Below are 22,294 nucleotides of genomic sequence, written 5' to 3'. Positions count from 1 at the left end.
CGTGCCATCATGCGCTGATCGTGCAAGTGGAGGCCTGACCTCCCACCTGACTGGGTTCTGCTCGGCAGGTCGGTACCAGCCGCAACGGCATCCCGCAGGGATGTTCCGGGTGCGGCCCTGTCAGGCTTCCGCTCGTGCGGGAGCCTTTTTTGGTGCCTTCGCACACCCGAATTTATTTCAACCTTGGAGGACCCATCAGCAACGAACCTCGCATCAACGAGCGGATCCGTGTTCCGGAAGTCCGTCTGGTCGGCCCTGCCGGCGAGCAGGTCGGAATCGTCAGGATCGAGCAGGCACTGCAGCTTGCCCGTGAGGGCGATCTGGACTTGGTTGAGGTGGCTCCGATGGCCCGCCCGCCGGTGGCCAAGCTCATGGACTACGGCAAGTTCAAGTACGAGAACGCCCAGAAGGCCCGCGATGCGCGTCGCAACCAGACGAACACCATCATCAAGGAGATGAAGCTTCGTCCCAAGATCGACGAGCACGACTACGAGACCAAGAAGGGTCACGTCGTCCGCTTCCTGAAGGCCGGCGACAAGGTCAAGATCACCATCATGTTCCGCGGCCGCGAGCAGTCGCGCCCGGAGCTGGGGCACAACCTGCTCAGGCGTCTGGCCGAGGACGTGGCCGAGTTCGGCTTCGTCGAGTCCGCGCCCAAGCAGGACGGACGCAACATGCTGATGGTGCTGGGGCCGACCAAGAAGAAGACCGAGGCCCGCGAGGAGGGCAAGGTCGAGCGTGATCGCCGCATGGCGGAGCGCAAGGCGGCCCAGGAGGCCGAGCGCAAGGCCGAGGCCGAGCTGCGGGCAGCCCACACGCCGAATGGGCACAAGAAGAAGCGTGGGCCGGCCGACAACATGGATCCCGACATCGATCTGTGACAAGACCGGATCTGTGACAAGACCTTGGCATCGCCCCTGGTGATGCCATCCCGAACCGGGCAACCGGTTCACCCGCCGCAGCAGGCTGCGACGGGCCACCTGAAGAAGATGAATGGAGCGGCAACCATGCCGAAGATGAAGACGCACTCCGGTGCCAAGAAGCGCGTGAAGGTCACGGGCACCGGCAAGCTGACGCGCCGCCAGGCCGGCAAGCGCCACCTGAACGAGCACAAGCCGACCACCCGCACCCGTCGTCTGTCGACGGACAAGGCTCTCGAGGGCACCGATGCGCAGAAGATGCGCAAGCTGCTCGGCAAGATGAAGGGCCGCTGATCCACGTCGCTGGCCTCGTCCAGTACCTCCCGGCGCAGACCAGCCCGAGCTGCACGCAGCTCGGTGGTCAGTCCGGACCTCCCCGCCGCAGGTAGTTGCGGCACCACGAACTTCGACCCCCACGACCCACGTCGTGACCACGGTCGGCACAACCACAAGGAGTAAGACATGGCACGCGTCAAGCGTTCTGTGAACGCGCAGAAGAAGCGCCGCGAGATCCTCGAGCAGGCCTCGGGCTACCGCGGCCAGCGCTCGCGTCTGTACCGCAAGGCCAAGGAGCAGGTCCTCCACTCGATGACCTACTCCTACAACGATCGCCGCAAGAAGAAGGGCGACTTCCGTCAGCTGTGGATCCAGCGCATCAACGCTGCCTGCCGCGCCGACGGCATCACCTACAACCGTTTCATCAACGGTCTGAAGAATGCCGGCGTTGAGGTCGACCGCAAGATGATGGCCGAGCTGGCCGTCAACGACCCCAAGGCCTTCTCCGCCCTGGTCGAGGTCGCCAAGGCCAACCAGAGCCAGGCCGCTGCCTGATCCAGGCACCATGGCAATCGACGGCGGGCCGTCCCCACTGCGGGGGCGGCCCGCCGTCGTGTTCTGGCCGGTGCGCGGCTGCGCGACGCCTGCGTTAGTGTGCAGGCCATGAACAACACCCGGTCCGAGCCCCTTCCGCTGATCTCCCGCGGCCAGCAGCGCTCGGCCCGTCGTCTGCTCGCTCGTCGGGAACGCGACGAGCAGGGGCTCTTCCTGGCCGAGGGGGCCCAAGCGGTGCGGGAGGCCTTGCGTCGCCCGGACCTGGTCGAGGCGGTGATCGTCGACGACGTCGAGGCCCATGCCGACCTGCTGGCCATGGCCGATGAGCAGATCTGCTGGCGGGCGCATCCCGACGACATGTTCCAGCTCAGTGACACCGTCACGCCCCAGGGTGTGGTCGCCATCTGTCGCCAGCAGCTGGCCAGTCTGGACGACGTGATCCGGCCCAAGCTCGTGGTGGTCTGTGCCCAGGTGCGCGACCCGGGCAATGCGGGGACGGTGATCCGGTGTGCGGATGCCTTCGGCGCCGATGCGGTGATCTTCACCAAGGGTTCGGTGGAGGTCTTCAACCCCAAGACGGTGCGGGCGACCGTCGGCAGCATCTTCCATCTGCCGATCGTGGTGGGCGTCGAGATCGGCGACGCGGTCACCTGGCTCCACCAGCAGGGCGTGCAGGTCTTCGCGGCCGATGGCGGAGGTGTGCACCTGGACGAGATCGGTGACGAACTTGCCCAGCCGACTGCCTGGATCATGGGCAATGAGGCCTGGGGCCTGCCCGAGAGGGAGCGCAGCCTGGCCGACAAGGTGGTGGGGGTGCCCATGTGGGGCCAGGCGGAGAGCCTGAACCTGTCGACCGCCGCGGCCGTGTGCCTCTATGCCACTGCCAGCGCCCAGCGCAGCAAGCACTGATCCACCGCATGCCGGGAGAGCGTGGAAGCCTTCGGGCCGGACTGCCGGTCACTGGTAGTCTCGGCTCCATGGTGGGACGTCGATTTCTGAGCCCCCGGCCGGGTGACGGTCGCGGGGAGGCTCATCGGTGTCACGACGCCGGATAGTCCGCGAAGTCCTTGGTCGGGGGTGTCGCCCCGATGCCAGACCCCGGGCACGTGTGTGCCCGATCCCCACGAGAAGAGGAGCCCATGAGCGGCCCGAACACGAATTATGACCCGGTTCAGGTGACCCCCTTGAAGGCCGAGCAAGTGGAGCGGATGGTGGCCGACGCACTGGCCGCGATCGAGGCGGCCGGCACCACCGCGGAGCTGAAGCAGGCCCGCATCGAGCACAACGGTGACCGTTCGCCGATCGCACTGGCCAACCGGGAGATCGGCGCGCTGCCGCCGCAGGCCCGCAAGGAGGCCGGGGCCCGAGTCGGCAAGGCCCGCGGCGCCATCAACCAGGCCGTCGCCGCCAAGGAGAAGGTGCTGGCTGCCGCCGAGCTGGAGGCTCAGCTGGCCAGCGAGACCGTCGACATGACCCTGCCCGTGGTGCAGCACCCGGTGGGGGCCCTGCACCCGGTCACCGCCCTGATGGACAAGATGGCCGACGTCTTCGTCGGCATGGGCTGGGAGGTCGTCGAGGGACCGGAGGCCGAGGCCGAGTGGTACAACTTCGACGCCCTCAACCTGCACCCCGAGCACCCCGCCCGCGCCCTGCAGGACACGCTGTGGATCGACCCGGTCGAGAATGGTGCCCTGCTGCGCACCGCCACCAGCCCGGTGCAGATCCGCACCCTGCTGGAACGCGATCTGCCTGTCTACATCGTCAGCCCCGGCAAGGTCTTCCGTGCCGATGAGTACGACGCCACCCACCTGCCGGTCTTCCACCAGATCGAGGGCCTGTGCGTTGACAAGGGCATCTCGATGGCCCACCTCAAGGGCACGCTGGACGCCTTCGCCAAGGCGATGTTCGGTGACGACATCCGCACCCGGATGCGCCCCCACTACTTCCCCTTCACCGAGCCCAGCGCCGAGGTGGACGTGGAGTGCTTCGTCTGCCGCGGTGAGAGCGTCGGCAACCCGTCACGCCCGTGCCGCACCTGTCGTAGCGAGGGGTGGATCGAATGGGGCGGTTGCGGCGTGGTCAACCCGCGCGTGCTGGCCGCCTGTGGCATCGACACCGAGGTCTACTCCGGCTTCGCCTTCGGCATGGGCGTCGACCGCAGCGTCATGACACGCAACCAGGCCCCCGACCTGCGCGACTTCGTCGAGGGTGACATCCGATTCAGCCGTTCCTTGATGGGAGGAGCCCGATGAAGGCCCCCGTTTCCTGGCTCCGTGAACTCGTGACCCTGCCCGACGAGGTCACCACCGCGGAGCTCGCCTCAGCCCTGACCCGCGCCGGACTCAATGTCGAGCGCATCGAGACCATCGGCGGCGACGTCAGCGGCCCGGTCGTGGTGGGCCGCGTGCTGCACTTCACCCCCGAGAAGCAGAAGAACGGCAAGACCATCAACTGGTGCCGCGTCGACGTGGGTCCCGAGCACAACGGGCCCGAGGCCACCGCCGAGGACGGCAGCACCATCCCCGCCGGCCGCGGCATCGTGTGCGGCGCCCACAACTTCTCCGAAGGCGACCTGGTGGTCGTCGCGCTGCCCGGGTCGGTGCTTCCGGGCGACTTCGCGATCGCGGCGCGCAAGACCTACGGGCACGTCTCCGACGGCATGATGTGTGCCGCCGACGAGCTGGGTCTGGGCGGTGACCACGACGGCATCATCGTGCTGCCGGAGGCCATCGAGGGCGCCCCGGTGACGCCGGGCATGGCGGCCCTGCCCCTGCTGGGCGGGGGCGACGAGGTGCTGGAGGTGGACGTCACCCCCGACATCGGCTACTGCCTCAGCCTGCGCGGTCTGGCACGGGAGGCCGGCCAGGCCTTCGGCGTGCGGCTGGCAGACCCCTACGCGCTGGCGATGCCCGAACCGCGTTCGGCGGGGCATCCGGTACGGATCGAGACCCCCAACTGCACCAGCTTCGTCGCCTTGGGTGTGACGGGTGTGGATCCGACTGCGCCGAGCCCGCAGTGGATGGTGCAGCGCCTGGAGCGCAGCGGCATGCGTTCAATCTCCCTGCCGGTGGACGTCACCAACTACGTCATGCTCGAGTCAGGCCAGCCCCTGCACGCCTATGACGCCGACCGTCTCCAGGACGCGATCGTGGTCCGCCAGGCCAGCGTCGGCGAGACCCTGGTCACGCTGGACGATGCCAAGCGCACCCTGTGCGAGGACGACATGGTGATCGCCGACGGTTCCGGCCCGATCGGTCTGGCCGGCGTGATGGGTGGCGAAGCCACCGAGGTGAACGAGCAGACCACCAACATCGTGCTGGAGGCTGCGCACTTCGACCCGTTGGCGATCGGGCGGGCCCATCGTCGCCACAAGCTGCCCAGCGAGGCCTCCCGCCGCTTCGAGCGCGGCGTGGATCCCGCTCTGGGGTACGCCGCCGCCCGGCGCGCGGCCGAGCTGCTGGCCGAATTCGGCGGCGGCCAGCTGGCTCAGGGCGAGACCATCGTCGGTGAGGTGCCGGCCATGCCGCAGCAGCGGATGAGCGCCGACCTTCCGGCCCGCATCCTGGGGACCCAGACCAGCCGTGAGCAGGTCATCGACATCCTCACGGCCTCGGGCGTCAACGTCACGGCCATGGGCGACAGCCTGACTCTGGTTCCGCCCACCTGGCGTCCCGACCTGGTGGACCCCTACGACTATGTGGAGGAGGTTGGTCGCAAGATCGGCCTGGACACCATCGAGGGCATCGTGCCGCAGGCCCCCGTCGGCCGTGGCCTCACCCCGGAGCAGCAGGGGCGTCGTGCCGTGCTCCGCGCGGTGGCACAGCTGGGCTTCGTCGAGCTGATCAGCCTGCCCTTCGTGGCCGAGTCCGACGTGCACAAGATCGCCCCGCAGGACGACGACCCGCGCCGTGCGCTGGTGAGGCTCGCCAATCCCCTGGACGACACCCACGCACACCTGCGTCCCAGCCTGCTGCCCGGCCTCTTCCAGGCCGTTGCCCGCAACACTTCGCGCAGCCAGGACGACCTGGCGCTGTTCGAGTGCGGGCGCGTCTTCCTCAAGGGCGAGTCCGTCCAGGCCCCACGTCCGAGCGTGGCGGGGCGGCCCACCGACGAGGAGATCGCCGCGCTGGAGGCGGCCCTGCCGGAGCAGCCGCGGATGCTGGCCGGCATCGTCACGGGCAACTGGACGGGAGCCAGCTGGAATGCCCCGGCCGTTCCCGCCGACTGGACCCATGTGGTGGCGCTGGCCGAGACGGCCGCCCAGGTACTGGGGGTGACCATCAGCCGGCGCAATGCCCAGATCACCCCGTGGCACCCCGGCCGCTGCGCCGAATTGTTGGTGGACGGCGAGGTCTTCGGCGTGGTGGGCGAACTGCACCCGCAGACCATCAAGGACTTCGGGCTGCCGGCGCGGGCCTGCGCGGTGGAGCTGGACCTCGACCAGCTGCTGTCCAGGGCGCCTGGTTCCGGCACGATCAGCGCCCTGTCCAGCTACCCCTTGGCCAAGGAGGACGTGGCGCTGGTGGTGGACGAGTCGGTGCCCTCCGAGGACCTGCGCCAGGCCCTGGTGGAGGGAGCCGGTGAGCTGCTGGAGAGCTGTCACCTGTTCGACATCTACCGTGGCCCGCAGGTGGGGGAGGGCAAGAAGTCCCTTGCCTATGCCCTGCACTTCCGAGGCGCCGACAAGACGCTGAAGGACACCGAGGCGGCAGCTGCCCGCGATGCCGCGGTGAAGCTCGCCGCGGAGCGCTTCCAGGCGGCACTCAGGCAGTGACGCACGCCCGGCGGGCACGACCCCTCGACAGGCTCGGGGGTCGTGTCCGGTGGCCGAGCTCGGGGCGTGTCAGGTGGCCGAGCCTGTCGAGGCCGGTCTCCCATGGGGATGCCGCCTCGACCGGCTCGGGTGGCTCGCCGTCTGCTGCTTTGTCAGGCGTTGGGCGCCAGTTCGGTTCCCGCGCCGCGACGGCGGATCGGCACCTGCGCATGCTCGAGCCCTTGCTGCGCGCCCTCGTCCTCGTGTCCCTCGACGACGAAGCCCGCGACGGCGAGCATCTGCAGGTCGTCCTGCCCGGCCTGGCCCTCGCTGGTGAGATAGTCACCCAGGAAGATCGAGTTCACCGCTTCCAGCGCGAGCGGTTGCAGGCTGCGCAGGTGCTGTTCGCGTCCCGCTGCGGCTCGGACCTCGGTGTCGGGATGCACCAGGCGGACCATGGCCAGGATCCGCAGACATTCCAGCGGTTGCAGCGTCCGCTGGCCCTCGAGGGGAGTTCCCTCGAAGGGCAGCAGGAAGTTCACCGGAACCGAGTCGACCCCCATGGCTCGAAGCGCGAAGACGGCCTCCACGAGCTGTTCGTGGCTCTCACCCATGCCGGCGATCAGGCCGGAGCACGGGGACAGGCCGGCGCCCTTGACCGTGTCGATGTTGTCGGTGCGGTCCTGGTAGGTGTGGGTGGTGCAGATGTCGGTGTAGTGGCTCTCGGCGGTGTTGATGTTGTGGTTGTAGGCGTCGGCCCCGGCAGCCCGCAGTCTGGCCGCCTGTTCGTCGGTGACGAAGCCGAGGCAGGCGCAGACCTCGACCTCGGGATGGGAACTCTTGATGTTCTCGATCATCCCGGCCACCTTGTCGGTCTCCCGGTTGGAGGGCCCGGTGCCGGAGGCCACCATGCAGACCCGCTTGACGCCGCTGGCCAGCCCGGCGGCGACGACGTCCTCGACCTGTTCGTCCTTGAGCCAGGTGTACTTGAGGATGTCGGCCTGGCCTCCGAGCCGCTGGGAACAGTAGCCACAGTCCTCGGCGCAGATGCCGCTCTTGAGGTTCACGAGGTAGTTCAGCTTGACCCGGTTGCCGAAGTACTTGCGGCGCACCTGGCTGGCGGCGTTCACCAGCGCAAGGACTTCTTCGTCGGGGCAGCGCAGGATCTCCAGCGCCTGTTCCGGAGTGATCGACTCGCCGGCGAGGGCGGTCTGGGTCATGAGATCGAGGTCCACGTCTTCTCCTGAGTGGGTGGGGGATGCAGGCAGCGGCGCCCGCACCCAATTGAATGGTGTTCAATTCATGGGTACACGGTAGCGTGTGTGGTTCCAGTCAGGTGTGGTCACGGCAAGGAGATGGTTCATGGCGCTCGATCGCGACGAGGTGATCGACGCCGCGGTGCGCATCCTCGACGAGTACGGCATGGCCGATCTGTCGATGCGGCGCCTGGCGGATTCCCTGGGGGTGAAGGCCGGTGCCCTCTACTGGCATGTGGCGAACAAGCAGAGCCTGCTGGCGGCCGTCGCGGACCGGATCCTGAGGGAGGTGCCCGACGTCGAGGTGTCGGATGTCGAGATTCCCGAGGTCGAGTCCACGCCGTCCGAGGCGGAGGCGCTGGCTGGCTGGGCCGTTGGACTGCGCCAGGTGCTCTTGCGGCACAGGGATTCCGCGGATCTGGTGGCCACCGGCCTGGCGAGCGGTCTGTGTGAGGGCGACCCGCTGGCTGGGGTGCGGGCGCTCCTCGAGCCCGTGGTTGGGGCGGATGCCGCCCGTCGGGGTTCGCGAGCCCTCTTGCACCTGGTGCTGGGGCACGTGGCCGAGGAGCAGAATCTGCAGATCTTCGCGCAGCTGGGCAGTGGTGCGGCGGTGGACCCCGTGGAGCAGGGGTTGGCCTTCGAGCATGGCATCGGTGCGCTGATCAGCGGGTTGCTTCGCTGAACGATTTTGGGTCAGCTTCGCGGAACACGAAGGAATAGTTATTCCAACTGTGGCATAGTTATGCCTATGACGTTCACTGTGGCAGTCGCCGGATGCACCGGCTACGCCGGCGGAGAGGTGCTGCGCCTCCTGCTCGGCCATCCCGAGATCACCATCGGCAATCTCACCGCGGGCTCCAGCGCCGGATCCCGTCTGGGGGAGCACCAGCCCCACCTGGTGCCGCTGGCCGAGCGAGAGGTGCTGCCCACCACGGCCGAGAACCTGGCCGGTCACGACGTCGTCTTCCTGGCCCTGCCGCACGGGACCTCGGGGCCCGTCGCCGAGCAGATCGCTGCGCAGCCGGGTGGTGAGAAGGTGCTGGTCATCGACTGCGGCGCCGACTTCCGGTTGGAGTCCCCCGAGCAGTGGACCAAGTACTACAAGTCCGAGCACGCTGGGACGTGGCCCTACGGCCTGCCGGAGATGCCCGGCCAGCGGGAACTGTTGAGGGACACCAAGCGGATCGCGGTGCCCGGGTGTTACCCGACCACCACCACCCTCACCCTGCTGCCGGCACTGACCCATGGTCTGGTCGACGGCCACGACGTCGTCGTTGCTGCGGCCTCCGGCTCGTCTGGCGCCGGCAAGGCCCCCAAGCCCAACCTGCTCGGAGCCGAACTCTTCGGTTCGGCCAGCGCCTACGGCGTCGGGGGAGTGCACCGGCACGTCCCGGAGCTGTTGCAGAACTTCGGCAAGCTCGGTGCCACCGACCCGAGCGTCAGCTTCACTCCGCTGCTGGTGCCGATGGCACGCGGAATCCTCGCCGTGGTCACCGCGCCGGTGAAGCCGGGCGTCACGGCCGAGCAGATCCACTCCGCCTATGTCGAGGCCTATGCCGAGGAGCACTTCGTCCAGGTGCTGCCCCAAGGGCAGTGGCCACAAAGCCAGCACATCGTCGGCAGCAATGCCGTGCACGTCAACGCCACCCTCGACGCCGACGCCGGACGGTTGGTGGCCGTTGGCACCCTGGACAACCTCTGCAAGGGCACTGCTGGTGGAGCCATCCAGTCCATGAACATCGCCCTGGGGCTCGACGAGGCCACCGGGCTCACCACGATCGGAGTCGCACCGTGACCAGCCTTCCGCAGCACCTTGGTGACGAGGCACTCGCCGCCATCCCCGTCGACCGCTCCGGCAGCATCACCACGCCCAAGGGCTTCCGGGCCACCGGACTGGCCGCCGGAATCAAGGCCAGTGGCAAGCCCGATCTGGCGCTGGTGGTCAATGACGGTCCGCTGCAGGATGCTGCGGCCGTCTTCACCAGCAACCGAATCTTCGCGGCCCCCGTGCAGTGGAGCCGCGACGCCTGTGCCGACGGCGTGCTCAAGGCCGTGGTGCTGAACTCCGGTGGCGCGAATGCCTGCACCGGCAAGGACGGGTTGGCCGACTCGGTGAAGACGGCGGTCCAGGTGGCGGCGGGGATCGACTGCGTCGTCAAGGACGTGGCGGTGTGCTCCACCGGTCTGATCGGGGTCCGCCTGCCCATGGACAAGCTGCTGCCCGGGGTCGACCAGGCCGTGGAGAAGCTCTCGGTGCAGGGCGGCGCCGATGCCGCCCAGGCCATCATGACCACCGACACGGTGCGCAAGATGGCCTCGTACACCAGCCCGGACGGGTGGAGCATCGGCGGCATCGCCAAGGGCGCGGGCATGCTGGCGCCGGCACTGGCAACCATGCTGGTCGTGATCACCACGGATGCCGACGTCAAGCCGCTGGTGCTGGACACTGTCCTCAAGCAGGCCACCAGCGTCTCCTTCGACCGGGTCGACTCCGACGGCTGCCAGTCCACCAACGACTCGGTCATCCTGATGTCCTCAGGTGCCAGCGGCTTCGCACCGCAACCCGACGAGTTCGCCACCGCCCTGGCGGCCCTCTGCCGTGACCTTGGCCTGCAGCTGCTCGCCGACGCCGAAGGCTCCGCCCATGACGTTGCGATCACCGTCAAGGGGGCCGCGAGCCTCGACGATGCGCTCGAGGTCGCCCGCTCGATCGCGCGCAACAACCTGTTCAAGTGCGCCATCTTCGGCAATGACCCCAACTGGGGCCGCGTCCTGGCCGCCGCGGGCACCACGAGGGCCGCCTTCGAGCCGGAGAACCTGGACGTGTTCTTCAACGGTGTCTGCGTCTACCGACAGGGCGCCATCGGTGAGGACCGCAGTCTGGTGGACCTGTCCGACCGACAGGTGGACGTCACCATCGACCTCAACCACGGTGCGCACCAGGCCACCGTGTGGACCAATGACCTGACGTACGACTACGTCAAGGAGAACGCGGAGTACTCGTCATGACCCTGGCTCGAAAGCACGACGTCGACGCGCTGGTCTCCAAGGCCTCCATCCTGATCGAGGCGCTTCCCTGGCTGGCGCAGTATGCCGGCAAGGTCATGGTGATCAAGTACGGCGGCAATGCCATGATCAACGAGGAGCTCAAGCACGCCTTCGCCGAGGACATCGTCTTCCTGCGTCGCTGCGGGGTGCGCCCCGTCGTGGTGCACGGCGGCGGGCCGCAGATCTCGTCGATGCTCAAGCGGCTCGACATCAACAGCGAATTCCGTGGCGGTTTCCGCGTCACGACGCCCGAGGCCATGGACGTGGTCCGCATGGTGCTGGTGGGCCAGGTGGGTCGCGAGCTGGTGGGATTGATCAACCAGCACGGTCCCTTCGCCGTCGGAATGTCCGGCGAGGACGGGGGACTGTTCACCGCCAAGCGTCGCGGCACCGTCGTCGACGGAGAAGATGTTGATCTTGGTCTGGTGGGTGACGTGGCCAAGGTCAACCCTGACGCCGTGCTCGACCTGATCGAGGCCGGACGTATCCCGGTGGTCGCCACCGTCGCTCCCGACAAGGACGGCGCGGTGCACAACGTGAACGCGGACACCGCCGCTGCTGCGCTGGCAGCCGCCCTGAAGGCCGAGCGGCTGGTCATGCTGACCGACGTCGAGGGCCTCTACGCCGACTGGCCCGACCAGGACTCGATCATCACCCAGATCACGGCCAGTGAACTGCACGAGATGCTCCCCAGCCTGGAGTCCGGCATGCGACCCAAGATGGAGGCCTGCCTTCGGGCCGTGCAGGGCAAGGTGCCCCGCGCCACCGTGATCGACGGGCGCGTCCAGCACAGCCTCCTGTTGGAGGTCTTCACCAATGACGGCCTGGGGACGATGGTGGTCGCCGACCCCGGCAAGAAGGACCAGAAATGAACCAGCCCGAACACACTGGCAACCCCGAACACACGGACAAGGCTGGCGGTCAGGCCGAACTGATTGGCCGCTACGGCGACGTGATGATGAACACCTTCGGCGCGCCCAAGCGCGTCTTCGTCCGAGGCGAGGGAGTCCACGTCTGGGATGCCGACGGCAGGCGCTACCTCGACCTGTTGAGTGGCATCGCCGTCAACGCCCTCGGCCAAGCCCATCCGGCGGTCCTGTCGGCCATCACCAGCCAGCTGTCGACCCTGGGTCACGTCTCCAACTTCTTCGCGACGCCCGCCCAGATCGCCCTGGCCGAGAAGCTGGCCGCCATCGTGACGGTGAACTCGCCGGAGCTCGCGGCCAAGGTCTTCTTCACCAATTCGGGCAGCGAGGCCAATGAGGCGGCCTTCAAGGCCACCCGCCTGACCGGGCGCACCAAGATCATCGCGATGGAGGGTTCCTTCCACGGCCGCACGATGGGTGCGTTGGCCATCACCTCCAGCGAGAAGTACCGCAAGCCCTTCGAACCGCTGCCCGGTGAGGTCACCTTCGTGCCCTACGGCGACGTCGAGGCGCTGCGCGCCGCCGTCGACGAGACGGTCGCCGCCGTCGTCCTGGAGCCCGTCCAGGGCGAGAACGGGGTCATTCCCGCCCCCGGCGGCTACCTGGCCGCAGCCCGTGAGATCACCACCCAGCAGGGGGCCCTGCTGTGGATCGACGAGGTGCAGACCGGCATGGGGCGCTGCGGCAGTTGGCTGGCGCACACCCCGAGTGGGATCACCGCAGACCTCGTGACCATGGCCAAGGGACTGGGCAATGGTTTCCCCATCGGTGCCTGCATCGCCACGGGGCCGGCAGCCGACCTGTTCACCCCCGGATCCCACGGCACCACCTTCGGTGGAAACCCCGTCGCTGCGGCCGCCGGGCTGGCGGTCTTCGACGTGATCGAGTCCGAGGGTCTGCTGGAGCACGTGACCCAGCTGGGGGAGCGCCTCGCCGAGCAGGTGATGGCCCTGGGGCACCCAGCCATCAAGCAGGTGCGAGGCCAGGGACTGCTGCGCGGCATCGTGCTGTCGGACGCTCGCGCCGCGGCCACCCATGACGCCTTGCTGGAGGCCGGTTTCATCACCAATGCCCCGCGGCCCGACGTGCTGCGCATCGCCCCTGCGCTGGTGACCACGGCGGAGCAGCTCGACAGCTTCGTCGCGGCCCTGCCCACCGCGCTGGAGGCTGCCGCCCCACGGGGGGCCCAGGGATGACCAGCCGCGCCAGTCGACAGGCCCGCATCCTCGCACTGGTGGAGTCCCGTGAGGTTTCCAGCCAGAGCGAGCTGGCCGAGCTGCTGGCCGCCGAGGACATCTCGGTGAGCCAGGGGACGCTGAGCAAGGACCTGTTGGAGATCGGCGCGGTCCGTATCCGTGGCTCGAAGGGCAATCTCGTCTACGCAGCGCCGGGCGCCGACACCGCCCCGGATGCGGGGGGCTTGGAAGCCAGGCTGGCACGCCTGACCCAGGAGGTGCTGCTGGGGGCCGACGCGTCGGCCAACATGGTGGTTCTGCGTACCCCGCCGGGCGCCGCGCAGTACCTGGCATCGGCAATCGACAAGGTGGCCTGGAGCGAGATCATGGGAACCATCGCCGGCGACGACACGGTGCTGCTGGTCACCCGCGATCCACGGGGCGGGGAGAGCTTGGCCGCCCGTTTCATGGAGATGGGTGGCGGCACCCCCGCCTGACCGCGCCGAGCCACGGTCCGCCCCGGCCCGGCGGGCCGATCATCGCTACGATCAACCGAGAACCGAACCAGAGGAGAACTCGTGAACAGCAAGCAAGAAGGCCACGCCGAGGGAATGCTCTGGGGAGGTCGCTTTGCCGGAGGGCCGGCCGAGGCGATGTTCGCACTGAGCAAGTCGACGCAGTTCGACTGGCGGCTGGCCCGTCATGACCTGGCGGGCTCGGTGGCGCACGCGCACGCACTGCAGCGCGCCGGGCTGTTGACCGAGCAGGAGCACAGCGACCTGGTGGCGGGGATCGCGAAGCTCGACCAGATGGTGGTCAGCGGGGAGTTCGGGCCCGCGCCCAGCGACGAGGACGTGCATGGCGCCCTGGAGCGTGGCCTGATCGAGGTGGTCGGCCCCGAACTGGGAGGTCGTCTCCGCGCGGGTCGCTCACGCAATGACCAGATCGCCACCCTGGTCCGCAGCTATCTTCGCGAGGAATTGCGCACCATCGCCGGTGAGGTGGCCGAGGTGGTGCAGGCCTTGCACTCCCAGGCCACCCGGCACCTGGGTGACCCGATGCCGGGGCGCACCCACCTGCAGTCCGCCCAGCCGGTGCTGCTGTCGCACCACCTCCTGGCCCATGCCTGGCCGCTGCTGCGTGACATCGATCGGATCACCGACCTGGATCGTCGGCTTGCGGTCTCGCCCTATGGTTCGGCTGCCCTGGCAGGAACCTCCCTGGGGCTCGACCCACAGGCGGTTGCCCAGGACCTGGGTTTCGACTCCTCGGTGCCGAATTCCATCGACGGAACCGCTGCTCGCGACCTGGTGGCGGAGGCAGCGTGGGTGCTGGCGCAGATCAGCGTCGACCTGTCCCGCGTGAGCGAAGAGGTCATCCTGTGGGCGACGGTCGAGTTTGGCTTCGCCCAGCTCGACGACGCCTGGTCGACCGGCTCGTCGATCATGCCGCAGAAGAAGAATCCCGACGTGGCCGAGCTGGCGCGGGGCAAGGCCGGCCGCCTGGTGGGCAATCTTGCCGGTCTGATGACCACCTTCAAGGGTCTTCCGTTGGCCTACAACCGTGACCTGCAGGAAGACAAGGAACCTCTGTTCGACGGGCTGGACCAGTTGCACATGCTGTTGCCTGCCATGGCGGGCATGATCGGGACGCTGCGCTTCCAGAGCGAGCGCATGGCCGAGCGTGCGCCGCAGGGCTTCAGCCTGGCCACCGACGTTGCCGACTGGCTGGTTCGCCAACGCGTGCCCTTCGCCCTGGCGCATGACATCTCGGGCAAGGCCGTGCAGTACTGCGAGGCGCGCCAGATCGAACTGTTCGACCTGACCGCCGATGACCTGCCCAGGATCGACGAACACCTGGGCGCAGAGGTGCTCGAGGTGCTGAGCGTGAGCGGCTCGATCAATGCCCGCGATGGACGCGGCGGCACCGCCGAATCGGCGGTGCGCAGCCAGCTCCTGGAATGCAGTACCGTCCTGGCCCAGCTCCAGGAGCGTCTGGCCGGGTGGGAACCGGTCCGGGCCTCCTGAGGCCGACGTGACGGCGGCCCTGCGGGCAGCACGAGGAAAGGTCCATTAGGGTGGAGCGCGTGAATGCCGTACTGGATGAACTGAAGTGGCGGGGACTGGTGTACCAGTCCACTGACGAGGCCGCTCTTGCCGAGCACCTCGACCAGGGACCGATCACCGGTTATGTCGGCTTCGATCCGTCGGCACCCAGCATCCACTTCGGCAACCTGGTGCAGTTGATGGTCTGGCGTCGACTGCAGAATGCCGGCCACAAGCCGCTGCTGCTGGTGGGCGGTGCCACCGGCCTGATCGGTGACCCACGCATGTCGAGCGAGCGCAACCTCAATCCCAAGGAGGTCGTGGAGCAGTGGGTCGAGCGGATCCGTTCCCAGGTCAGCGGCTTCGTGAGCTTCGAGGGCTCCAATGCCGCCGAGGTCGTCAACAACTACGACTGGACCAAGGACCTCTCGACGCTGGACTTCCTGCGTGACGTCGGCAAGTACTTCAGCGTCAACCGGATGCTTGCCCGGGACGTGGTGGCCAGCCGCCTGGAGTCGGGGATCAGCTACACCGAGTTCAGCTACATCCTGTTGCAGTCCCTGGACTACCGCGAGCTCTTCCGCACCAAGAACTGCACGTTGCAGACGGGCGCCTCCGACCAGTGGGGCAACATCTCCTCGGGTGTCGAGCTCATTCGTCGCAGTGAGGGGGCCAAGGTGCATGGCCTGTGCACCCCGCTGCTGACCAAGGCCGACGGAACCAAGTTCGGCAAGACCGAGTCCGGAACCGTCTGGTTGGACCCCGAGATGACTTCGCCCTACGCCTTCCATCAGTTCTTCCTGAACGCGGAGGATGCGAAGGTCATCGACTACCTCAAGGTCTTCAGTGACCGGGACCGCGACGAGATCGAACATCTCGACCACCTGACGCAGACCGAACCCTTCCGCCGCGCCGCGCAGAAGGCTCTCGCCGATGACATCACTGACCTGGTCCACTCGGTTGCCGAACGCGAAGCGGCGGTGGCTGCCGCCCAGGCCGCCTTCGGCAGGGGAGAGTTGCGAGAGCTTCCTGCCTCGACGGTGCAGGCATTGATGAAGGAGATCGGGGCCGTCACCTGCGAGGGGCCGGAATTGCCGACGATCGTCGACGCGATGGCGCTCGCCGGCGTCGTGGCCTCGAAGTCCGCCGCTCGCCGTGCGGTCGACGAGGGGGGTGCCTACCTGAACAACGAGAAGGTTACCGATCCCGACCGCCGCATCAGCTCCGAGGACCTGTTGGCTGACGGCTATGTATTGCTGCGACGGGGCAAGAAGACGGTGGGCGGTCTGCAGATCGGTGGTTGAGCCACCCCGCTGCGCTACCGCGGGAGCCCTGACGGGGGATTGACAAGCCATTTCGGGCTGTGGTGGAACTTACCGCAGCCCGAACTTGCATTCTCGGCAGGTACTGCCTAATGTATTCCAAGCCTCGTCGGAGAGACGCGGAACCGGAGCCCCAGGGCAAAGGAGCCGCGAACCCACGGGTTCCACCTCACACACACCGACTGGACGCGATGCGTCCGGCTCGAGCGCGGCGTGAGGGGGAGGCCAGACAAGGATTTGACCTTGGAAGGCCGAATGAATAAAGTAGTTCGAGTCGCCAAAACGGCGGCAAGTTCTACAGGGGAGAGCCCAGGACGCAAGAGATTGTGTTCATGATCTTCCCAAGGCCAACGAAATCTCGATTCGACAAGGATCGTTCGAAGGTCTAGAGTAGATCAGGCCGCTTCGAGCGGCAGGGGAAGCTCCTCGGAGTGGAACCGGATCTGCCGAGCAGGTTCAGCTTGACGCTGAAATGCAAAGCAGGTAAGTTTGATCGAGTCGCCCCAAGCGGATCTCACCTGGTGGTGGGTGGTGTGCGGGTCGCGCCCGGATCTTGAGAACTCAACAGCGTGTCTAAAGTCAATGCCTTATTTTTCCCGTGCCATTGATTGGATGTCTGCCGTCTTTGTGGTGGTGGGTGTTTGGTTGGTGGTTGGGTTTCTTTGAGTATGATTATTGATTGGAATGCCAGTTTTTGGTGTTCTTTGTCAGTGGTTGGATTCATTGTTGATTGACGACGTTCCTGCCTGCTTTGTGTGGGTGGGTGTCGATATTTTTCAACGGAGAGTTTGATCCTGGCTCAGGACGAACGCTGGCGGCGTGCTTAACACATGCAAGTCGAACGGTAAGGCCCTTCGGGGTACACGAGTGGCGAACGGGTGAGTAACACGTGAGTAACCTGCCCCAGTCTCTGGGATAACCGCCGGAAACGGTGGCTAATACTGGATATTCAGTGCCTGCCGCATGGTGGGTGTTGGAAAGCTCTGGCGGATTGGGATGGACTCGCGGCCTATCAGCTTGTTGGTGAGGTAATGGCTCACCAAGGCTTCGACGGGTAGCCGGCCTGAGAGGGCGACCGGCCACATTGGGACTGAGATACGGCCCAAACTCCTACGGGAGGCAGCAGTGGGGAATATTGCACAATGGGCGCAAGCCTGATGCAGCAACGCCGCGTGCGGGATGACGGCCTTCGGGTTGTAAACCGCTTTCAGCAGGGACGAAGCTTTTGTGACGGTACCTGCAGAAGAAGCACCGGCCAACTACGTGCCAGCAGCCGCGGTGATACGTAGGGTGCGAGCGTTGTCCGGAATTATTGGGCGTAAAGAGCTTGTAGGCGGTTAGTCGCGTCGAAAGTGAAAACTCAGGGCTTAACTCTGAGCCTGCTTTCGATACGGGCTGACTAGAGGAAGTTAGGGGAGAACGGAATTCCTGGTGGAGCGGTGGAATGCGCAGATATCAGGAGGAACACCGGTGGCGAAGGCGGTTCTCTGGGACTTTCCTGACGCTGAGAAGCGAAAGCGTGGGGAGCAAACAGGCTTAGATACCCTGGTAGTCCACGCCGTAAACGGTGGGTACTAGGTGTGGGTCACATTCCACGTGATCCGTGCCGCAGCTAACGCATTAAGTACCCCGCCTGGGGAGTACGGCCGCAAGGCTAAAACTCAAAGGAATTGACGGGGCCCCGCACAAGCGGCGGAGCATGCGGATTAATTCGATGCAACGCGAAGAACCTTACCTGGGTTTGACATGTACTGGAAACACTCAGAGATGGGTGCCCCTTTTTGGTCGGTACACAGGTGGTGCATGGCTGTCGTCAGCTCGTGTCGTGAGATGTTGGGTTAAGTCCCGCAACGAGCGCAACCCTCGTCCAATGTTGCCAGCACGTTATGGTGGGGACTCATTGGAGACCGCCGGGGTCAACTCGGAGGAAGGTGGGGATGACGTCAAGTCATCATGCCCCTTATGTCCAGGGCTTCACGCATGCTACAATGGCCGGTACAATGGGCTGCGAGCCTGTAAGGGTGAGCGAATCCCAAAAAGCCGGTCTCAGTTCGGATTGGGGTCTGCAACTCGACCCCATGAAGTCGGAGTCGCTAGTAATCGCAGATCAGCAACGCTGCGGTGAATACGTTCCCGGGGCTTGTACACACCGCCCGTCAAGTCATGAAAGTCGGTAACACCCGAAGCCAGTGGCCCAACCCTTGTGGGGGGAGCTGTCGAAGGTGGGACTGGTAATTAGGACTAAGTCGTAACAAGGTAGCCGTACCGGAAGGTGCGGCTGGATCACCTCCTTTCTAAGGAGCTTGCACAATCCCCTTGGTGGGGTTGTCATTTCATCTGGTTCCACAACATGTGTTTGTGGCTGGGTGGCTCTGGTTTGTGGAACATTGACTGATGCACCTGATGTTTTGGAGTGTGTTGTGAGTACAGCCCCTGCTGTGGTGGGGGAGTGGAAAGTGGCATGGTCCGGGGTTGGGTGTGGCACGCTGTTGGGTCCTGAAGGGCTGGTCGCTTTGCGGCGGTCTTTCTGTCGGGCCACGAACTGATCGCCTGGTTGGTGTGAGGTTGTGGTGCCGCCCGTATTTTGAGAACTGCACAGTGGACGCGAGCATCTTTGTAGATTTTTACAAGCTACTAAGTGCGATCGGTGGATGCCTAGGCACCAAGAGCCGATGAAGGACGTTGTAACCTGCGATAAGCCATGGGGAGCTGGTAAACGAGCTGTGATCCGTGGATTTCCGAATAGGGAAACCTTGAAATGACCGGAGTCATGTCCGGCAACCTCTGCCTGAATGTATAGGGCAGTTGGAGGGAACGTGGGGAAGTGAAACATCTCAGTACCCATAGGAAGAGAAAACAACCGTGATTCCGTGAGTAGTGGCGAGCGAAAGCGGAAGAGGCCAAACCGTGTGTGTGTGAGAGCTGACAGGCGTTGCACATGCGGTGTTGTGGGGCCGCTTGGACCATACTGTCATGTGGTCGGCAAGTAAGAAATGATCGATGAAGTTGAGCTGTCTGGGAAGGCAGACCAGAGAGGGTAAGAGTCCCGTAGACGTAAGTTGATCACTTGTGAGCGTTACCCCAAGTAGTGCGGAACCCCTGAAATTCTGCATGAATCTGGCGGGACCACCCGTTAAGCCTAAATACTCCTTGGTGACCGATAGCGGACAAGTACCGTGAGGGAAAGGTGAAAAGTACCCCGGGAGGGGAGTGAAATAGTACCTGAAACCGATCGCATACAATCCGTCGGAGCCCTGCGGGGTGACGGCGTGCCTTTTGAAGAATGAGCCTGCGAGTTAGTGGTGTGTGGCGAGGTTAACCCGTGTGGGGAAGCCGTAGCGAAAGCGAGTCCGAACAGGGCGTTTGAGTCGCACGCTCTAGACCCGAAGCGTAGTGATCTATCCATGGCCAGGTTGAAGCGACGGTAAGACGTCGTGGAGGACCGAACTCACTTGGGTTGAAAACCGAGGAGATGAGCTGTGGATAGGGGTGAAAGGCCAATCAAACTACGTGATAGCTGGTTCTCCCCGAAATGCATTTAGGTGCAGCGTCGCGTGTTTCTTTCCGGAGGTAGAGCACTGGATGGTCTAGGGGGCCCAACAGCTTACCGAAATCAACCAAACTCCGAATGCCGGAAAGTGAGAGCGTGGCAGTGAGACTGCGGGCGATAAGGTTCGTAGTCGAGAGGGAAACAGCCCAGATCATCAGCTAAGGTCCCTAAGCGATAACTAAGTGGAAAAGGATGTGGAGTTGCGCAGACAACCAGGAGGTTGGCTTGGAAGCAGCCATCCTTGAAAGAGTGCGTAATAGCTCACTGGTCAAGTGATTCCGCGCCGACAATTTAGCGGGGCTCAAGTTATCCACCGAAGCTGTGGCACTCACACAATAACCTCCATTCGTGGCAGGTGTGTGGGTGGGTAGGGGAGCGTCGTGTGCGCGGTGAAGCGGCGGGGTGACCCAGTCGTGGAGAGCACACGAGTGAGAATGCAGGCATGAGTAGCGAATGACGGGTGAGAAACCCGTCCGCCGAATATCCAAGGGTTCCAGGGTCAAGCTAATCTGCCCTGGGTAAGTCGGGACCTAAGGCGAGGCCGACAGGCGTAGTCGATGGACAACGGGTTGATATTCCCGTACCGGCGAAACAACGTCCATGCTGAGGCGCATGATGCTAAGCACGCGAGCTGTCACGGATCCTTCGGGTGATGTGGTGGCGAGTCTGTGAACCAAGTGTGTAGTAGGCAAGCTGCGGAGGGACGCAAGAAGGTAGCTCATCCCGGGCGATGGTTGTCCCGGGCCAAGTGTGTAGGGTTGACGGTAGGCAAATCCGCCGTCTGTGTGCCTGAGACATGATGGGGAGTCCGACTGTGTCGGATGAGTGAGTGATCCTATGTTGCCTAGAAAAGCTTCGTGAGCGAGTTGTGAGCCGCCCGTACCCCAAACCGACTCAGGTGGATAGGTAGAGAATACCAAGGCGATCGAGAGAATCATGGTGAAGGAACTCGGCAAAATACCCCCGTAACTTCGGAATAAGGGGGACCTGATGCGTGAACCCACTTGCTGGGGGAAGCGTTGATGGTCGCAGAGACCAGGCCCAAGCGACTGTTTACTAAAAACATAGGTCCGTGCCAACTTGAAAGAGGACGTATACGGACTGACTCCTGCCCGGTGCTGGAAGGTTAAGGGGAACTGTTAGACGCTAGTCGAAGCGGTGAACTTAAGCCCCAGTAAACGGCGGTGGTAACTATAACCATCCTAAGGTAGCGAAATTCCTTGTCGGGTAAGTTCCGACCTGCACGAATGGAGTAACGATTTGGGCGCTGTCTCCACCATGAACTCGGCGAAATTGCATTACGAGTAAAGATGCTCGTTACGCGCAGTAGGACGGAAAGACCCCGGGACCTTTACTATAGTTTGGTATTGGTGTTCGGTACAGCTTGTGTAGGATAGGTGGGAGACTGTGAAGCGGCCACGCCAGTGGTTGTGGAGTCATCGTTGAAATACCACTCTGGCTGTTCTGGATATCTAACCTAGGACCATGATCTGGTTCAGGGACAGTGCCTGATGGGTAGTTTGACTGGGGCGGTCGCCTCCCAAAAGGTAACGGAGGCGCCCAAAGGTTCCCTCAGCCTGGTTGGCAATCAGGTGTTGAGTGTAAGTGCACAAGGGAGCTTGACTGTGAGAGGGACACCTCGAGCAGGGACGAAAGTCGGGACTAGTGATCTGACGGTGGCATGTGGACGCGCCGTCACTCAACGGATAAAAGGTACCCCGGGGATAACAGGCTGATCTTGCCCGAGCGCTCACAGCGACGGCATGGTTTGGCACCTCGATGTCGGCTCGTCGCATCCTGGGGCTGGAGTCGGTCCCAAGGGTTGGGCTGTTCGCCCATTAAAGCGGCACGCGAGCTGGGTTTAGAACGTCGTGAGACAGTTCGGTCCCTATCCACTGCGCGCGTAGGAATCTTGAGAAGTGCTGTCCTTAGTACGAGAGGACCGGGACGGACTAACCTCTGGTGTGCCAGTTGTCCTGCCAAGGGCACGGCTGGTTGGCTACGTTGGGAAGTGATAACCGCTGAAAGCATCTAAGCGGGAAGCACGCTTCAAGATGAGGGTTCCCACAGATTAATCTGGTAAGGCCCCCGGCAGACCACCGGGTGATAGGTCGGATGTGGAAGCACAGCAATGTGTGGAGCTGACCGATACTAATAGGCCGAGGGCTTGTACTACCTACAAAGATGTTACGCGTCCACTGTGTGGTTCCCGAGATACGGTCGGGAACCAACCCCCACCACCAGGTGGGTGTCTGGTTACGAGATATCTCCATAGTGTTTCGGTGGCCATGTCAAAAGGGAAACACCCGGTCCCATTCCGAACCCGGAAGTTAAGCCTTTTAGAGCCGATGGTACTGCAGGAGGGATCCTGTGGGAGACTAGGACGCCGCCGGACTTATAATATTCACCCCTTCGGGAGTGTTCACTACGGTGACCACCATCCCGGAGGGGTGAATTACGTTCACGAC

General features: G+C 64.6%; 15 protein-coding genes and 3 rRNA genes. 17 read left to right on the top strand and 1 reads right to left on the bottom strand.

All coding sequences use genetic code 11. From position 1 onward, the window contains the following. Positions 1-152 precede the first annotated feature (152 nt). The 6 genes from infC (at position 153) to pheT (ending at position 6,525) form a co-directional block, all read left to right on the top strand. Positions 153-881, top strand: a complete 729-nt coding sequence (gene infC / locus ACOAMO_RS00090) for a translation initiation factor IF-3 (RefSeq protein WP_420175569.1) — start codon at positions 153-155, stop codon at positions 879-881. A 126-nt stretch (positions 882-1,007) separates the two neighbouring features. After that, entirely contained in the window at positions 1,008-1,214 is a 207-nt protein-coding gene (gene rpmI / locus ACOAMO_RS00085) for a 50S ribosomal protein L35 (protein WP_420175568.1), read from the top strand. A 168-nt stretch (positions 1,215-1,382) separates the two neighbouring features. Continuing rightward, positions 1,383-1,751 carry a 50S ribosomal protein L20 gene (gene rplT / locus ACOAMO_RS00080; protein WP_420175567.1) on the top strand — a complete coding sequence of 123 codons (369 nt, stop codon included), beginning with the start codon at positions 1,383-1,385 and terminating at the stop codon, positions 1,749-1,751. 108 nt (positions 1,752-1,859) lie between these two features. Further along, the gene (locus tag ACOAMO_RS00075) at positions 1,860-2,660 is read left to right on the top strand and encodes a TrmH family RNA methyltransferase (RefSeq protein ID WP_420175566.1); all 801 of its coding nucleotides are present in this window, start codon (positions 1,860-1,862) and stop codon (positions 2,658-2,660) included. Positions 2,661-2,890: 230 nt separating this feature from the next. Further along, entirely contained in the window at positions 2,891-4,003 is a 1,113-nt protein-coding gene (pheS, locus tag ACOAMO_RS00070; protein ID WP_420175565.1) for a phenylalanine--tRNA ligase subunit alpha, read from the top strand. Beyond that, positions 4,000-6,525 carry a phenylalanine--tRNA ligase subunit beta gene (gene pheT, locus ACOAMO_RS00065; protein WP_420175564.1) on the top strand — a complete coding sequence of 842 codons (2,526 nt, stop codon included), beginning with the start codon at positions 4,000-4,002 and terminating at the stop codon, positions 6,523-6,525. The genes pheS and pheT overlap by 4 nt, the downstream gene beginning before the upstream one ends. Before the next feature lie 152 nt (positions 6,526-6,677). On the opposite strand, the gene bioB is transcribed toward pheT, so the two are convergent. Then, entirely contained in the window at positions 6,678-7,724 is a 1,047-nt protein-coding gene (gene bioB, locus ACOAMO_RS00060) for a biotin synthase BioB (RefSeq protein ID WP_420176932.1), read from the bottom strand. A gap of 142 nt (positions 7,725-7,866) precedes the next feature. On the opposite strand from bioB, the gene ACOAMO_RS00055 reads away from it, so the two are divergent. The 11 genes from ACOAMO_RS00055 (at position 7,867) to rrf (ending at position 22,221) form a co-directional block, all read left to right on the top strand. Continuing rightward, the gene (locus ACOAMO_RS00055; protein ID WP_420175563.1) at positions 7,867-8,442 is read left to right on the top strand and encodes a TetR family transcriptional regulator; all 576 of its coding nucleotides are present in this window, start codon (positions 7,867-7,869) and stop codon (positions 8,440-8,442) included. Positions 8,443-8,508: 66 nt separating this feature from the next. After that, positions 8,509-9,555, top strand: a complete 1,047-nt coding sequence (argC, locus tag ACOAMO_RS00050) for an N-acetyl-gamma-glutamyl-phosphate reductase (RefSeq protein WP_420175562.1) — start codon at positions 8,509-8,511, stop codon at positions 9,553-9,555. 41 nt (positions 9,556-9,596) lie between these two features. After that, positions 9,597-10,769, top strand: coding sequence for a bifunctional glutamate N-acetyltransferase/amino-acid acetyltransferase ArgJ (argJ, locus tag ACOAMO_RS00045; protein ID WP_420176931.1), 1,173 nt, complete (start codon positions 9,597-9,599; stop codon positions 10,767-10,769). Further along, positions 10,766-11,680, top strand: a complete 915-nt coding sequence (gene argB, locus ACOAMO_RS00040) for an acetylglutamate kinase (RefSeq protein WP_420175561.1) — start codon at positions 10,766-10,768, stop codon at positions 11,678-11,680. Before argJ ends, argB begins: the two co-directional genes overlap by 4 nt. After that, positions 11,677-12,930: an acetylornithine transaminase gene (locus ACOAMO_RS00035; protein WP_420175560.1), complete on the top strand. Its 1,254-nt coding sequence runs from the start codon at positions 11,677-11,679 to the stop codon at positions 12,928-12,930. Before argB ends, ACOAMO_RS00035 begins: the two co-directional genes overlap by 4 nt. After that, positions 12,927-13,406 (top strand): arginine repressor, encoded by a 480-nt coding sequence (locus ACOAMO_RS00030; protein ID WP_420175559.1) that lies wholly within the window; start codon positions 12,927-12,929, stop codon positions 13,404-13,406. Before ACOAMO_RS00035 ends, ACOAMO_RS00030 begins: the two co-directional genes overlap by 4 nt. A 114-nt stretch (positions 13,407-13,520) precedes the next feature. Continuing rightward, positions 13,521-14,936 carry an argininosuccinate lyase gene (gene argH / locus ACOAMO_RS00025; RefSeq protein ID WP_420176930.1) on the top strand — a complete coding sequence of 472 codons (1,416 nt, stop codon included), beginning with the start codon at positions 13,521-13,523 and terminating at the stop codon, positions 14,934-14,936. A gap of 59 nt (positions 14,937-14,995) precedes the next feature. Continuing rightward, positions 14,996-16,258, top strand: a complete 1,263-nt coding sequence (gene tyrS / locus ACOAMO_RS00020; protein WP_420175558.1) for a tyrosine--tRNA ligase — start codon at positions 14,996-14,998, stop codon at positions 16,256-16,258. Positions 16,259-17,052: 794 nt separating this feature from the next. Then, positions 17,053-18,570: ribosomal RNA gene (locus ACOAMO_RS00015) — 16S ribosomal RNA — on the top strand. Between the two features lie 330 nt (positions 18,571-18,900). Further along, positions 18,901-22,001, top strand: a 23S ribosomal RNA gene (locus ACOAMO_RS00010). Positions 22,002-22,104: 103 nt separating this feature from the next. Beyond that, positions 22,105-22,221, top strand: a 5S ribosomal RNA gene (rrf, locus tag ACOAMO_RS00005). The 16S, 23S and 5S rRNA genes sit together here, the layout of an rRNA operon. The last annotated feature ends 73 nt before the right edge of the window (positions 22,222-22,294 follow it).

The organism is Luteococcus struthionis, from assembly GCF_048595755.1.
GTDB lineage: Bacteria > Actinomycetota > Actinomycetes > Propionibacteriales > Propionibacteriaceae > Luteococcus.
Note: the sequence above shows the minus strand (reverse complement) of the source record. Positions and strands in the feature narration are given on the sequence as shown.

Coding starts and splice junctions, on each gene's coding strand:
- rpmI (WP_420175568.1), top strand. CDS start 1,008: ATGCCGAAGATGAAGACGCACTCCGGTGCCAAGAAGCGCGTGAAGGTC.
- rplT (WP_420175567.1), top strand. CDS start 1,383: ATGGCACGCGTCAAGCGTTCTGTGAACGCGCAGAAGAAGCGCCGCGAG.
- ACOAMO_RS00075 (WP_420175566.1), top strand. CDS start 1,860: ATGAACAACACCCGGTCCGAGCCCCTTCCGCTGATCTCCCGCGGCCAG.
- pheS (WP_420175565.1), top strand. CDS start 2,891: ATGAGCGGCCCGAACACGAATTATGACCCGGTTCAGGTGACCCCCTTG.
- pheT (WP_420175564.1), top strand. CDS start 4,000: ATGAAGGCCCCCGTTTCCTGGCTCCGTGAACTCGTGACCCTGCCCGAC.
- bioB (WP_420176932.1), bottom strand. CDS start 7,724: ATGACCCAGACCGCCCTCGCCGGCGAGTCGATCACTCCGGAACAGGCG.
- ACOAMO_RS00055 (WP_420175563.1), top strand. CDS start 7,867: ATGGCGCTCGATCGCGACGAGGTGATCGACGCCGCGGTGCGCATCCTC.
- argC (WP_420175562.1), top strand. CDS start 8,509: ATGACGTTCACTGTGGCAGTCGCCGGATGCACCGGCTACGCCGGCGGA.
- argB (WP_420175561.1), top strand. CDS start 10,766: ATGACCCTGGCTCGAAAGCACGACGTCGACGCGCTGGTCTCCAAGGCC.
- ACOAMO_RS00035 (WP_420175560.1), top strand. CDS start 11,677: ATGAACCAGCCCGAACACACTGGCAACCCCGAACACACGGACAAGGCT.
- ACOAMO_RS00030 (WP_420175559.1), top strand. CDS start 12,927: ATGACCAGCCGCGCCAGTCGACAGGCCCGCATCCTCGCACTGGTGGAG.
- argH (WP_420176930.1), top strand. CDS start 13,521: ATGCTCTGGGGAGGTCGCTTTGCCGGAGGGCCGGCCGAGGCGATGTTC.